Origin of the sequence: Terasakiella sp. SH-1 (genome assembly GCF_004564135.1) — a bacterium.
GTDB lineage: Bacteria > Pseudomonadota > Alphaproteobacteria > Rhodospirillales > Terasakiellaceae > Terasakiella.
In genome coordinates, this window is sequence record NZ_CP038255.1 from 633,082 (window position 1) to 647,557 (window position 14,476).

A 14,476-nucleotide genomic window follows, 5' to 3' on the forward strand; every position below is an offset into this window, starting at 1 on the left:
AGGTGTTCCTGTGTTTTAGTTTCTCGTTATTGTAGTGAAAAACCGTCTAAGGTCTACTATGGAAGGATCAGGGTGGTTTTTTATTCGCTTGTTACCCGGTTGCGTCCGCCTTCTTTGGATTGATAAAGCGCTTTATCTGCCCGGCGGAACATGTCATCCAGGCTGTCGCCCTGATGAAAGGTTGTGACACCAAAGCTGCCTGTAACTTTGACTTCATGTTCACCGCTATGAACGGTGCTTTTTTCAATGAGCTTACGAATGCGTTCGGCAAAGCCAATGGCGCTGTTCAGGTCCGTCTGGGGCAGGGTGACGGCAAATTCTTCCCCACCGATTCGGGCAAGGTGGCTGTCGTTACTGCGTTCATCACTCATATTCATGTGGCGTGAATGATCATGCCAAAGCGAAACCACCATTTTGAGGACATCATCCCCGGCATCGTGACCATAACTGTCATTGATTTGTTTAAACCAGTCCAAATCAAAGATAATCAGGCTGAGAGGACAGTTTGTCTCGTGAGCTTTTTCAAGGGCCTTGCCTGCTTCTTGCATGAAATAGCGGCGATTATAGGCCCCTGTGAGCGGGTCTGTCATGGACAGGCGGACCAATTCACGTTCTTTCATGATCAGTTCTGTGACGTCTTGAAGAACGATTTGCACACAATGCAAGCCTTCCCACGGCAGGCGACCAATGCTGATATTCACAATATGACAGCTGCCATCCTGTGTATGCAATTCAACTTCGGAAAGATTGACCGGGTTGGGATCGTGAAAGGCATTCATAAACAGGGGGAGCAGTCTTTCGCGTAATTCATCGGTCATAAAGTCAAGCAAGTGTTTCCCCAGCATGTCATCATGACTGGTGTTAAACATGCGGCAGACTTCATTATTGACAAACAGCATGGCTTGGGGCTGATGGATCAGCAACCCCATGGGGATCACATTTGGCAGAAGGTCCAGCAACGCACCAAGACGTTCTTGTGTATCCATCAAATGTTGTTGAGTCTGTACGGCCTGTTCAGTGCCGTCGCGGTCATCCCAAAAGAAATCAACCAAGTGCTTATCCATCTGTCTAAGAGCTAGGGACAGTAAATTAATAGATCCTGACCCTATAACATATTCAGTATATATATGAATGCGTTATATTGATAGGTGGTTATGCAAATTCTACTCGGTTTCGGCCATTTTCTTTGGCTTGATAAAGGGCCCTGTCAGCCCGTCTGATCAGGTCATCCAACTTCTGGTCATCGCCTTGTAAGGACGTTAAACCAAAGCTTGCTGTAATGCTGAAACGGTTGTCTTCAAAAATGATGACTTCATGTTCAATGGCGCGACGAATACGTTCTGCAATTGCTTTTGCACCTTCTTCATCCACATTGGGCAGATAAATGGCAAATTCTTCCCCGCCAATTCGCGACAGGGTGCCATCATTTTTGCGGTTATCAAATTCATTATGGCGGGTATTCAGCCGCCAGACTTTTGAAATGATTTTCAGGGCTTCATCACCGGCCAGATGGCCGTAGGTATCGTTGACCTGTTTAAACCAGTCAATATCAAAAATCATGAGGCTGAAAGGTTTGCCTTCATCCAGGGCATGGGTAATGCATTCTTCGGCATGTTGAACGAAATAGCGTCGGTTGTAGGCCCCGGTCAGCACATCATGGAAGGTCAGTTTTTGGAGTTCATCGGCTTGAAGGCGCAGTTCGGTGACATCTTCCAGCATGATTTGCACAACACTGGTCCCTTCCCAGGGCAGGCGTGATGCTGTGACCTGAATATAGAGTGTACGCCCGGCAGATTGTTCAAGCTTAATCTCAGGAAAGCGCACAGGCTCATCACGCATGAAGGTGGTCATGAACAATTCGCTGCATTTTTCCCGCTGGTCTTCTGATACGAAGTCGAGAAAGTGCTTTCCGACAAGAGTGGTGACGTTTTCATCCAGCAGGTAGAGGGCCTGCTGATTGGCAAACAACATCCCTTGCATTTGGTGGATAATCAACCCCGTTGGCATGAGGTCAAGCAGAGTGCCCAGTTTTTCTTGGGTGTCAACAAGGGTCTGATGGGTTAAGGCCGCATCACTAGTCCCCTCATTGTCATCAAAGAATAATTCTTCGTTTTCCATTTTTTCCGAACTTATTTGTTTGGGGTAGAATAACGACGTTCGACTTTAGATGCAAAACTAACTTTTCCATGGTGACAAAAAAGTGAAGGGGGATTTTATTCTCCCCCTTCTAATAAAGCCTTTACCAGCCTGATTTATAACCCGGTCCAAAGTCATCGTTTGAACGGTTAACCTGATTGCCCCCTAATTCATCGGAGAGATTTTCCCATGTCCCCCGGTTGTGGTGGCGCTCTTCTCTACGATCTTTGCGTCGATTGTCTGCACGTTGTGGGTTACGATCCCAACGGTTGGAGATCAAATACCAGGGGACATTATCTTCGCGACAGGCAATTGCCGTCCCATTGAGCCATTTGTTATTGACCATGACGGCATGGCGAAAACGTCGACAATCGCGATCACGGCGGTCACGCACATCCCCGGTTGGGCGCAAACGGGCGCTGACACCGGCATACCAGTTGGTTGTTAGGCCATTATCTGAGAAAAATAGGGCTTTTTCGATTTCACTGTTCATTTTGTCTTCATTGGCGCGGCTGATATTTAGGTTCGCCTCTGAGGTCAGGATAGAGCCGATATCTGTGCCATAGACCTCACCGGGGCGCAAAGACCCTGTTGTTTGACAAGCGCTCAGGACTGTCAGGGCGCATAACCCAAGAAGTGTCTTTTTCATCATAACCTCTTTGTTAAAGTTTAGCTGTCCCAGCTCGCAAATGTCTTGGTGTCTTTATGTACACGTGCGAGGTAGGTTTTGGTTTCTGCATAAGGCAGATGGGCTTGCAGATGCTTGTAGATGGCATCGGCATCCATCTGGTTAATTTTTTGAATGGCAGGGCGGAGTTTCATTTTCCCGGTGAAGGCTTTGGCAACATTGCCTGCTCCGGTGTTATAGGCGGAAATCACCAGATATTGCCGGGCGGTTTCATTGGTTACTTTGCCGAAATAGCGGGTGTTGAGCAAATGAAGGTAAGTTGCCCCCAACATGATATTTTCATAGGGGTCATATAAAACATCCGGCCCCGGTGTAGCTTCGTGCCCCAAAAGATAGCTATAGGCTTCTTTTCCGCCGCTGGTGGCAACCAGTTGCATCAGCCCCATGGCATTGGCGTGGGAACGTGCACGGGGGTTAAAAGAGCTTTCGTTTTTGATCACCGACAGGATCAGAGAGCGGGGCAGCATATATTTTTGTGCGGCTTCCAAAATCGGACCGCGCAGGGCCTGTGCGCTCAGTTGATCGCGGTTTTTGCGCAAGGGAATCGTGATACGGGAAAGCTGGGCACGTTTGCCTTTGCTTAACGCCACATTGCGTTTGATAAATTTGGGGCGTACACGTGGGGCAACTAATGTGGAGAGTTCGCGTGGGCGTTTCCATTGAATGGTGGCGTCTTGTTTGGGGCGCTTCCAGCTGCTGCGTGGGCGTTTTTCACGGGGCTGGTCTTGAACAATATTTTCCTGGCGTTGCCAGAACTGGTCGGATTTTTCTTTCAGTTTTTTGCGCAGTAAGGCACGTTCGTCCAACTGGCTGCTGTCTTCCATGAGAATTTCCTGAAAGTCCCCGAAAAGGTCCTTTTCTTCCTTATCAAGACCTTCGATGGACATTTCCCCGCGTTCATAATCCACAATAATCCGGCTGGTTTTATCCTTGTTATAGCCAACCCAGACTTTGGGTTCGGGCAGTTGGCGACTGTCCCCCCAGATGTCGGCCAGCTCACGGTCCAGTTCTTCAACTCCTTCACGCAAGGCTTTATCAAAGGCTGCATCTGTTTTTTGGAAGGTTTGTTCAAACTGGCTATCTATTTTATCCAGCCAGTCTGCTTGTGCCCAGCCTAGTGCAGGGATAGCGACTGCGCAAGCAAGGGTGCCACAAAGTAAACGATATGAAAAACGGGAACGCGTCATAGGCTTTAATCCAGTGCGACAATCATGCGGCCTTGCTTGACAGCATCCAGAGTGCGGATTTTATCGCTATCGTTATTGGAGACAACGATCTGGTTTTCCGCTGTGATGCGCAGGGCTTTGATGATTTTGGGGCTTGGGCCGCTGATCTCCAGTTGTTTGGCTTTTTCAACAGACTTGGCATAGTGGATCAGGCCCTTATCGACAATTGTGTTTTCTGCAACGGTATCTTGGGAATAAATGATGGTCCCGCTTTCATTGACCACTTCCGGGCTCAGTGCAGGCAGATACATGGCTTGTTCCAGATCAATAATCACGGCACTTGTGTCTGTGGAAGGCGGTGTTTTTTGTGTTGTAGGGGAGGATTTAAGGCCAAGGGTCGCTTTGGTCAGGTTTTCAGGTGTGGCCTGACAGGTCGGGGAAATACAGACCCGCAAGGTCACTTCGGCCATCACAACTTCGCCACGGCGGCTGGATTTGTCTTTATGCCAGCTGATTTTTTCATCAATGGTTTGTGCCCCTTTCAGGGTGCCTTTAATGCGTGTTGCTGCACGGGTGTCTCCTGCGCCATGTGTGCCAATGGTGGTTAAGCCGGTTAGACGAATGCCTTTAATCGTTTCCAGCAGGCGGGCCTGTGCAGTGGTACGTGCGGCCTGTTTGGCCATGAGTTCTTCTTGAATGCGATTGCCCATATAGCGTGATGTGCCTTGCCCGGTGGCTTCAACGTAGCCTTCAGACCAGTCTGTCAGGGCATGCTTGCCTGCTTCAACCCAGCCGTCTTGGGCAAGGGCAAGGCAGGAAAAGGCCATGGTAAAGGCGGCTGTGATCAACGGCAATTTCATCAGGGTTTCCTCAAACGGGCTGGAAGGTTTAGGGGCGGGGAAGAGTGGGACCCTTCCCCAAAGAAGGGCTGCTTACCACTTACTGCCATCGTTATAATAACGGCTGCGGCGTTTGTTCACTTTGGAAATGTTGAATTCCTTGCCCTGATAACGTACCCGGCCAGACATGCCGAGATATTCAAGCGCACGCACCAGATTGCGTTTCAACTTGGCCGTATGCAGGCGTGTTTTATAGACATATTCGTGGGTGCGCCCGTGAGAGCCTGCTGGGCGGTGATCCACATAACAGGAAAATTTCGCCAGAATGACATCTTCGATATCCAGCATTTCCTGTTCTGTGAAGTTTTGGAAGTTGAGGAAAACATCCTGAACACGGCCACGACAACCATCATTTCCACGGCGGCGCGCCATATCTTTGGTGGAACCGTTGCCATAGCCATCGCGATCATCATAATCGTCACGGTCATCATAGCCGTAGTCAACTTCATCGCCCAGTTTCTGGACCAGAACATCGGCCACATCACGGGCCAGCAGGCGGGCATTATCCCCGACAGTTTCCAAAATACATTCGCGATTACAATTGACCGGGGCACGGAAGTTACGCGGGGAAGAAACTTCAAAGTTCCCCATGCGGCGACCGGAATGGACATCAAGGAGACGACCGGACAAACGGGTGCGAACCTTGGTGGTATAATCCAGACGTTCTGCGCTGGCATAAATTTCAAAAAGAACGACAATATCAATGGGTGGGCGGGTGATAGAACGGGCCACATCAATCAGTTCTGCATCGCTGCGCCGTGAACGCCCTTGCGCATAATCATCCAGTGAGACAGCCGTTTCATCATAGACATCAAAGCCATCGGCATTCATGGCTTCGGCCAGTTCGTTCAGGACACGGCGAAAAACACGACTGTCACGCGGAATGGCATCTTGGTCATTATCTTCACCCATGATCATCAGATAAGGCAGTTCGGCTGCCTGTGATTTGTTTGACAGCAGGACGGTTGCACATAGCAAGCTGAAGGCTGCAATCATGAAGGTTGTGGTCAGGCGTTTCATTCTATTCCCCTAAAATAAAAGCAATTATTCAAACATTGGATCATCAAATTGATACGTCAGGTTGCGGCCCTTTATCCTGAACTCAAATGGAATATCCTGAGAACTCAGCAAGCTGGATATTTCTGTGTTCAAGGTTGAAGGTTTCAACAAAGACCAATAGGAAAGGGTTAGGGCATTTTTTTTCTGCCCTGCCAATTTATGGCGCACATAACCGCTGAGGTTTGCCAGATCCGTTTCAAGATATTTGATGGTTTTTGCATCAAATTTTGAAAAATGGATCTCGTAGCGCTGTCCCTCTTCATAGACTTCTTTTTTGATGTTTTTGATTAAGGCCGCAGCGACTTGGGCACTGGGGCCATAAATATGATCTTTGGCTTCATTAATAATGGCGGCACGATTATTTTTTTCATCGCGTGTCCAGTTTGCCATGTCGAAATTGATTTCTTCGCGTGCAAGGGAGCGATTGCTGGCAACGTCAAGGCTTTCCAAACGTAGAACATAAGGTGCGTTGCGGCCTTTAAGGATTTCAACAAAGATAATGAAATTGGCCTTGGCTCGCCTTGCCCGTTTCAGGTTGTTTTTACGGTCTGTATGGCGGTAGTGATCTCGTCCGGCCTGACGTGTGGCTTCAAAGTCCAGTGTTTCGAAACGAAAGTCTTCGCGTAACGTGCTTTCAACACTTTCTGTTAAGAGGCGGAAATCATCACTCAGGCTGGAGATCGAATCAAAATCTTCGTCCAGACCTGCGACCAAAACCCGTGGGTGTGCAGCCATTTTCATCAGGGTGGACAGGGCCTCTGTACTGTCTTCCAATGATTTTTCATCAACTTCGGCATCAATGGTGATATCAACCATACCACTGGGATCAACCGTTTTGTGAAGGACTTTATAGGAACGCACAAACCCTTTTGTATGGCTCAGGATTTGTTGGCGCACGACCTGAAAGTTTTCAACCAGTGTATTGTTTTCAATGGATGTTCCCAAGCTCATTTCCACGGCTTGACGCAGGGCATTGTTCAGGGCCTGACGCTGGTTACTGCCTTGGGCACTGACTTCAATAGCCTGTGTACTGTAAAGGGGGAGCAGGGTTAAAAGTGCGGCTGTGGGCAACAAAAGAAAAGGGCGTTTCATGATCTATAAACCTGACGATAAAACAATTGTGTCTGTTGCCTTCATCTATGAAAGGGGCAGAGGGATTATTCTTTAAAAAGGACGTTATCATGTCTTTTTACACGTTAAAAGATATCTTTGGTGCAGGAGTTTGTTTTTTATGACAAATTCACAATAAAAAAACCGCAAGGCATGAACCTTGCGGTTTTTAAAAGAAAAGCTGTGCTCAGCTTTGTCGCTTATTTGTTCTCTTTCAAATAAGCGATGACGTTTTTACGGTCTTTTTCTTTTTTCAGTTTGAAAGTCATTTTGGATTTAACTTTCTTGCCAGCTTGTGCAGACAGGTACTTGGACGGGTCTTTCAGGTATTCCATCAGAGCAGCATCGTCCCAAGTCAGGTTGCCAGCGGCAGCCATGTAACCTTTAGAGTATTTGTAGCCTTCAGCGGAACCGCCAGACTGACCAACAACACCAAACAGGTTCGGGCCTACTTTGTGTTTGCCGCCTTGCTCGATTGTGTGGCAAGACTTACATTTTTTAAATACTTTAGCGCCCTTTTTTGCATCGCCATGACCGTCTGCCAGTGCAGAACCGCCAGCAAATGCTACCATGCCAGCTACGGCCAGTGCTAGAACCTTACGCATAGTTATTCTCCTAAGCTTAGAATACTGTGAATCGATCGACGACATATTATCAAGCCAATCGGGTTTGGCAATACCTTTAACTCGCTATTTTCACGTTTTTAAAGGTATATTCTGTTTTTCTGAAGTTCCTCCTTTCTCCTGATGTAAATACATCCGATTCTCTGAGTTTGTTATGGAGAGCTTAGAGGGCGTTTTTTGTATTAATGGACCAATTCATTAATCGCATGGACTAATTTTCTGGGGTCAAACGGTTTGGCAAAAAAATGATCGACATTCAGGCTGCGTGAAATTTCTTCTTCACTTAAACGATCTTTCATTTGGCCGGAAACGGCAATGATAGGCATGCGGCGACAAATCTTCGAGATGGTTTCAATACCGCCACTGTACGGCATGAACAGGTCGACGATGGCCAGATCAAAATCTTGTTTTTGGATCATATCCATCGCTTCGATACCATTGCGTGCCAAAGTGACATGGAAGTCATAAGCTTCCAGAAATAGCTTTGTGCTATCAAGGATCTGTGGATCGTCATCGACGAGCAGAACGCTAACCATAGGATATTGCCGTTAAACTATAAATTACATGAAACGGCATCTATGATATTTCAGATTTTACTGATTTTAATCACCCAAATGGGGGAGAAGCTTTTAGGTCGTAAACTCATAAAATAGACTTGCTTTGGTTTCCCTAAAATATAGGCAAGACAAGGCAAAGGCTTGCAGGAAGTACTTGTACTTTCAAAAGACTTTAACGCAGTAATGCCTATATTTTAGGGAAATCCCGTAAGGGACGGGATGTATTTGAGGATAGAGCTGCGTTATAAAACCCTTAAAGTGCTCGCACTTCTGCGGGTTTCATGCCTTGTCTATCCTCAAATACATCTCCGCCAAACAAGTCTATTTTATGAGTTTACGCCCTAGTATTCATCCCGTTCTTTGCCGAGTTCGCTCATTTCCTGCCAGGTTTGGCGGGTTTTGAGGAAGCTGTTTAAATCTTCCCATGTTTCGCGGAAAGTCTGGTTACGTCGGGCTTCTTCTGCCAGTACATCGTTCCAGGCATCTTTCAGGGGCTCAAGGATATAGGCTGGCAGTTTCTGTAATTTTACATCCTGTTTTGCCAGTTCCCCTAATCCGTCGATTTGTTTTTGGGCGGCTTTGGCATGGCTTAAGGCTGTATGTTGATCACAGGATGTTTTCAACAGGGATTTTCGTTCCTGATCCAGCTTTTTCCATGTTTTTGCATTGATCAACAGTAACAGGGGCTGCCCTTGATTTTGCCAGCCAGGATAATAATAATTTTGGGCAAAACGCCTATAATCGGATTTGGCGTCCATTTCCGGACTGGAGAACACAGCACCGTCCAGTTTATCTTGATCAAAGGCCCCCATGACCTCTTCCGGTGTGATGGGAGAGACAACGGCCCCCGCTTTTGCCCAGACTTTTGCACCAAGACCGGAGATGCGAATACGCAAGTTCTGAATATCTTCGCTGCTATTGAATTCTTTCACAAACCAGCCGCTGGATTCGGCAGGCAGGAAACCACAGACAAGCGGGTGGAGGTTATGAGCGGACAGAATCTCCCGAAGTCTTTTTACACCGTTGCCCGCTTGTAGCCAGGCCAGTGTCTCTTCGGGTTTAGGGCCAAAGGGAATGGCGGAAAACAGGGAAAGGGCAGGTTCTTTGTCAACAGCGATATCGGCTGTGGCAAAGAGTGCATCAATACGGCCCAGAGCGACGGCTGCAAATAAACGATCCGATGCGATCACATCCTTGGCAGGCAGAACCGGCAAGATCATTTTTTCACCAGATAAAATTTGCAGCTGTTTGGCAAATTCACGTGCCTGTATGGCGACATTGGGGCGATCTGAGGGGAATGGCGGGGCTGAGCGCCAATGAATGGCATCACCTTGTTGTAAGGAGGCCAGAACCGCAGGCGTAACGCTGCTTCCTTTTTCAAGGTCGCGTTCACTTAAAACAGCTTTGGAGGCCGCATGGGTCTTAATTTTCGGTGTGAGAATGGTGACGCCCAAGACCACACCAATAACAAGGCCGATTACAAGACCGATGACAATATTGCGCATTTTTCTCGTCCATTATCCTTGTTCACAAGACTGAGCCGTGGGCAAAGAAACTAGCTCAAGCAATTTAAAACGGCAAGCTCTTGTAATTCATCGGGACTCTCCCAAGCTGCAATAAGGTGGAATTGATAATGTATGGAGCTGATTATGGCACGCTTTGTAAAAGTTCTTATGTGTGTTTGTTTTGTATCTTTTACCCTTTCAGGGCAGGTACAGGCCAAGGTCGTGGGTGAAGAAATCAAATATCATGTTGATGGGCAGGAATTTACCGGATATCTCGCCTATGATGACCGGATGGAAGGCGCAAGGCCCGGTATACTGGTTGTTCATGAATGGTGGGGGCATAACCCTTACGCCCGCAAACGTGCTGAAATGCTGGCCGCACTTGGCTATACAGCGTTGGCCTTGGATATGTATGGTACAGGCAAACTGGCCCAGCACCCCAAAGATGCCAAGGCTTTTATGATGGCAACAGTTTCAAATATGGAAGTGGCTGAAAAACGTTTTGACGCCGCCCATGCGTTATTGAAAAGCCTGACGGTTGTAAATGAAAAGAAAACAGCTGCACTTGGTTATTGTTTTGGCGGCGGGATGGTTTTACATGCAGCCAGAACAGGACGTGATTTAAAAGGGGTGGTCAGTTATCACGGTTCTTTAAAAGCCAAAACAAAGGCAATGCCCGGTAAGGTAAAGGCAAAAATACGTGTCTTTAACGGGGCTGATGACCCTTTTATCAAGGCTGATCATATTACGGCTTTTCAGCAGGAAATGAAGGGTGCAGGTGTGGATTATGATTTTGTCAATTATGCCGGGGCTGTGCATAGTTTCACCAATCCTGAGGCAGATAAATTTGCAACAAAATTCAAAATGCCCGTGGGGTATAATGCACAGGCTGATGCGGATAGCTGGATGCGGACACGGGCTTTTTTGCAGGATTTATTTGCACAGTAACTTGTGATGGGCGGGACTTCGGCTTATCTAGGCTGCACTTGATTGTATTTTAATGCCGAAGGGATAGTGAACTGTGGCCCAAAACCCGCGTCTGATGGATCGCCCAAAAAGCAAGAACCTGAATGTTCTGGTTCGTCTGTTTTCATTTCTTAAGCCTTATAAAGGGCGTGTCGTTCTGGCCTTTATTGCACTGAGCACAGTGGTTGTCGCGACTTTGGGGTTGGGCCAGGGGTTACGCCAGCTTATTGATACGGGCTTTAGTGCGCAAAATCCCGATGCCTTGGATACGGCTCTGATGATGTTGGTGGGACTGTCGGTTGTTATGGCAGTTGGGACCTTTGTGCGGTTTTACATGGTGTCCTGGATCGGGGAGCGCGTGGTTGCCGATATTCGTCAAGCTGTGTTTCAACGTATCCTGTCTTTGGACAGTGCTTTTTTTGAAGTCACCAAAACTGGGGAAATCCTGTCGCGTTTAACAACGGATACCACCTTGTTACAATCGGTTATTGGTTCCAGTGCATCCATGGCCTTGCGCAATATCATGAATTTAATCGGCGGTATTGTGATGTTGTTTATCACCAATGTAAAGCTGACCGGGCTGGTTTTACTGGTGGTGCCTTTGGTGGTGATCCCGATCATTTTTTATGGCCGCAAGGTGCGCAAGCTTTCCAAAGAAAGTCAGGACAGGGTGGCCGATGTCGGGGCTTATGCCGAAGAAAGTATCAATGCTATGTCCACCGTTCAGGCATTTACCCATGAGCAGGAAGATTCCAAACGCTTCTTTGGGGAAGTTACAGGGGCGTTTGATGCTGCCATTCGTCGTATTCAGGCGCGTTCCATCCTGACCGCAACAGTGATTTTGCTGGTTTTTGGCGCCATTGGTGCGGTGTTGTGGGTTGGCGGGCGCGATGTCATGGAAGGTGTCATCAGCGGTGGTGAACTTGCCGCCTTTTTATTTTATGCCACGATGGTTGCCTTTAGTGTCGGTGTGATCAGTGAGGTCATGGGCGAATTACAGCGCGCTGCCGGGGCAACAGAACGTCTTGTTGAATTGCTGGATACTGAAAGTCAGGTCAGTGCCCCACAAAATCCGGTTGCTTTACCTGATTACCATGAAGGAGGGGTGAAATTTGATACTGTGAATTTCCGCTATCCTTCCCGCCCGGATATTGCAGCGTTAACGGAGGTTTCGCTTACTATTGCACCGGGGGAGACGGTGGCTTTGGTGGGGCCAAGCGGGGCAGGTAAAACCACACTGATGCAATTGATGTTGCGTTTTTATAATCTGGATTCCGGCTCTGTTGAGATCGACGGGGTGGATATTGCCCATGCTGATCCGGTTGAAGTCAGAAAGCGCATGGCCTTGGTTCCGCAAGACCCGGTGATTTTTTCCGCCAATGCCTGGGAGAATATCCGCTATGGCCGACCCGAAGCCAGTGACGAAGACGTACGGGCCGCAGCCGATGCAGCACAGGCAACAGAATTTCTGGAAAAACTGCCCGATGGGTTTGATACGTTTCTGGGGGAAAAGGGGACGCGCCTGTCAGGTGGGCAGCGTCAGCGTTTGTCTATTGCCCGTGCATTATTACGTGATCCGTCAATCTTGTTATTGGATGAAGCCACCAGTGCACTGGATGCGGAAAATGAACGGATTGTGCAACAGGCTCTGGATCGTTTAATGGTTGGGCGCACGACCTTGATCATTGCACACCGTTTAGCCACTGTGGTGAATGCAGATCGGATTTGTGTGATTGATCAGGGCTGCATTAAGGCCATTGGCACCCATCAGGAGCTTTTAGAAAACAGCGAACTTTATGCCAAGCTTGCAAAGTTGCAGTTCTCCGCCGATATGACACAATAGGAACTTCATTGCGCTGAAAGGGCTGGTTATGCGAACGGCTTTTATTTTCTGTTTTGTTTTCTTGCTGAATGCTCAAGCACAGGCTCAAAGCGAGAAACTTACCCTGAAAAGTCTAATCGCGCAGTTTAATACGGTTGTTTTTGTCCATGAACATGGCAAAAATGGACGTGAGCCCAAACCCTTGATTAAGTGGAACCGCCCGATTGTTTATTCTCCATCTGGCACATTGACGCGTGATCAGGTCGAGAAGTTTTTCACTTTGATGAAACGGATCAAACGCTTGACCAACCTGAACATGCGCATGGCAAAAAAAGGGGAAAAGGCCAATTTGATCATTACCTATCTGCCGAAAAAAGCATTGGCGAGAAAGGCCAAGCCGGGGATTAATTGTTTTGGTAAAATCAGTGTGGATAAAAAGAGTTTTGAGATCATTGGGGCCAAAGCTTATATTCCATCGGACCGTCCCGATAAAACCGATCATTGCTTGATTGAAGAAACAGTACAGCTGTTTGGGCTGACCAATGACAGTACGGTCCTTAAAAAATCCATGTTTTATGAACATTCCAAACGCACGAGCCTGTCGGTTTCTGACCAGATTTTGCTCAAAGGTCTGTATGACCCCCGTTTAAAGGCTGGTATGAAGCGCGAAGATGCCCAGCCAATGGTGCGCAAGGTTCTTTTTGATATTGTTCAAAAGGCCAGCAAGAAGAAAAATAGATAGGATCAACTGGCGTTTCTTATCGTAAAAGAGCAGGAAAATATTGCCTCTTGATGGGGTGTTGTAACCACAGGTATAGTTAAAGAAAAAGAGGTCAGAAGGGCCTCATCTCTACGCCTTTGAGGGAATTACTCATTTTTATTGACAGAAAGTCATCGGAGTTATTCATATGACACAGCCATATCAACAACATACAGATGCTAAGCAAAACCCTGGCGTTTTGATCGGTTCGGCAGAACTTGAAAAGTTTTTGCAGTTTGTCGAAAAAATTTCACGCACAAATGATGATAAAAAGCTTGAGGTAAAATAGGCTCAAGCCCAAAAAACTCTTTTTCCTGTGGTCAAATATGTGAAATAAGCAGACCCTCATCATGGTCGGGCCGAAAAAAAGAGTGAAAAATGATAAAAATCTGGAATTGGTTCTGGACGAAAAGTAACCGTTATACGTTTGCTTGCGCACTCTTTGTGATTGGCGTGGTGTGCTGGGGTGGTTTTCACATGGCGCTGGATTATACCAATCAGACGGAATTCTGCATTTCATGTCATGAGATGAAGGATAATGTTTATGAAGAATATAAACGCACCGTCCATTATCAAAACCCTTCAGGCGTGCGTGCTGGCTGTGCTGATTGTCATGTCCCTAAAGACTGGGGGGCAAAGCTGGTTCGTAAAATCAAGGCCACAGGCGAGCTTTACGGCGCAATGATCGGGAAAATTGATACGAAAGAAAAATTCAACGCTCATCGTATGGACATGGCGCGCAAGGTTTGGAACCAAATGCGTGAAAATGGCTCACAAGAATGTAAAAATTGCCATTCTTATGAGGCCATGCATCTGGATAAACAAGGCGAAAATGCCCAAAAATTTATGCGCCCTGCTGCCCAAAAAGGGGAAGCCTGCATTGATTGCCACAAAGGGGTGGCACACCGTTTACCCAATTTGTTCAAAACCTATGACCAATGGGAAGAAGAGTTTGAAGCAGTGAAAGCCATGGGCGATGATGCACAGATTACTAAAGCCAAAGAGACTTATGTGGCGAATTTATGGGAAGTCGACTGTGGACTGTGCCATGCCCTTTATGACCCTAAAGACTATAGCGCTGATGATTGGACCGGCCATATGAAAGTGATGGAACGCTATACCAGCTTAAATGAAAAACAATTTGGCTTGGTGCTGGAATATTTGCATAAATAACCCATGTGCAAT

General features: G+C 47.3%; 15 protein-coding genes. 5 read left to right on the forward strand and 10 right to left on the reverse strand.

What is annotated here, in order from left to right; translation table 11 throughout:
- Positions 1-80 precede the first annotated feature (80 nt).
- From E4K71_RS02865 to E4K71_RS02910, 10 genes are all read right to left on the reverse strand, one after another.
- A complete protein-coding gene (locus E4K71_RS02865; RefSeq protein ID WP_167730225.1) occupies positions 81-1,052 on the reverse strand; it encodes a sensor domain-containing diguanylate cyclase in 972 nt (323 codons plus the stop codon).
- A gap of 100 nt (positions 1,053-1,152) precedes the next feature.
- Entirely contained in the window at positions 1,153-2,118 is a 966-nt protein-coding gene (locus tag E4K71_RS02870) for a GGDEF domain-containing protein (RefSeq protein ID WP_135076288.1), read from the reverse strand.
- Positions 2,119-2,239: 121 nt separating this feature from the next.
- Complete coding sequence (locus E4K71_RS02875; protein ID WP_135076291.1) at positions 2,240-2,788, reverse strand: membrane lipoprotein lipid attachment site-containing protein; 549 nt, start codon at positions 2,786-2,788, stop codon at positions 2,240-2,242.
- Positions 2,789-2,805: 17 nt separating this feature from the next.
- Positions 2,806-4,011 (reverse strand): murein transglycosylase domain-containing protein, encoded by a 1,206-nt coding sequence (locus tag E4K71_RS02880; RefSeq protein WP_135076294.1) that lies wholly within the window; start codon positions 4,009-4,011, stop codon positions 2,806-2,808.
- Positions 4,012-4,016: 5 nt separating this feature from the next.
- Complete coding sequence (locus tag E4K71_RS02885) at positions 4,017-4,850, reverse strand: hypothetical protein (RefSeq protein ID WP_135076297.1); 834 nt, start codon at positions 4,848-4,850, stop codon at positions 4,017-4,019.
- A gap of 72 nt (positions 4,851-4,922) precedes the next feature.
- Positions 4,923-5,909: a hypothetical protein gene (locus tag E4K71_RS02890; RefSeq protein ID WP_135076300.1), complete on the reverse strand. Its 987-nt coding sequence runs from the start codon at positions 5,907-5,909 to the stop codon at positions 4,923-4,925.
- 24 nt (positions 5,910-5,933) lie between these two features.
- Positions 5,934-7,040, reverse strand: a complete 1,107-nt coding sequence (locus E4K71_RS02895; RefSeq protein WP_135076303.1) for a hypothetical protein — start codon at positions 7,038-7,040, stop codon at positions 5,934-5,936.
- Between the two features lie 218 nt (positions 7,041-7,258).
- On the reverse strand, positions 7,259-7,663 hold the full coding sequence (locus tag E4K71_RS02900) for a cytochrome c family protein (RefSeq protein WP_135076306.1): 405 nt from the start codon (positions 7,661-7,663) through the stop codon (positions 7,259-7,261).
- Positions 7,664-7,863: 200 nt separating this feature from the next.
- On the reverse strand, positions 7,864-8,217 hold the full coding sequence (locus E4K71_RS02905; RefSeq protein WP_135076309.1) for a response regulator: 354 nt from the start codon (positions 8,215-8,217) through the stop codon (positions 7,864-7,866).
- 362 nt (positions 8,218-8,579) lie between these two features.
- Positions 8,580-9,743 (reverse strand): hypothetical protein, encoded by a 1,164-nt coding sequence (locus E4K71_RS02910; RefSeq protein WP_135076312.1) that lies wholly within the window; start codon positions 9,741-9,743, stop codon positions 8,580-8,582.
- Between the two features lie 144 nt (positions 9,744-9,887).
- Here E4K71_RS02910 and E4K71_RS02915 point away from each other — a divergent pair, with 144 nt between their 5' ends.
- From E4K71_RS02915 to E4K71_RS02930, 5 genes are all read left to right on the forward strand, one after another.
- Complete coding sequence (locus tag E4K71_RS02915) at positions 9,888-10,691, forward strand: dienelactone hydrolase family protein (RefSeq protein ID WP_135076315.1); 804 nt, start codon at positions 9,888-9,890, stop codon at positions 10,689-10,691.
- A gap of 73 nt (positions 10,692-10,764) precedes the next feature.
- Positions 10,765-12,552 carry an ABC transporter transmembrane domain-containing protein gene (locus E4K71_RS02920; protein WP_346504512.1) on the forward strand — a complete coding sequence of 596 codons (1,788 nt, stop codon included), beginning with the start codon at positions 10,765-10,767 and terminating at the stop codon, positions 12,550-12,552.
- Positions 12,553-12,580: 28 nt separating this feature from the next.
- Positions 12,581-13,273: a DUF2927 domain-containing protein gene (locus E4K71_RS02925; protein ID WP_135076318.1), complete on the forward strand. Its 693-nt coding sequence runs from the start codon at positions 12,581-12,583 to the stop codon at positions 13,271-13,273.
- Positions 13,274-13,439: 166 nt separating this feature from the next.
- Positions 13,440-13,580 (forward strand): hypothetical protein, encoded by a 141-nt coding sequence (locus tag E4K71_RS18135; protein ID WP_167730227.1) that lies wholly within the window; start codon positions 13,440-13,442, stop codon positions 13,578-13,580.
- 89 nt (positions 13,581-13,669) lie between these two features.
- A complete protein-coding gene (locus E4K71_RS02930; protein WP_135076321.1) occupies positions 13,670-14,464 on the forward strand; it encodes a NapC/NirT family cytochrome c in 795 nt (264 codons plus the stop codon).
- Positions 14,465-14,476 lie beyond the last annotated feature (12 nt).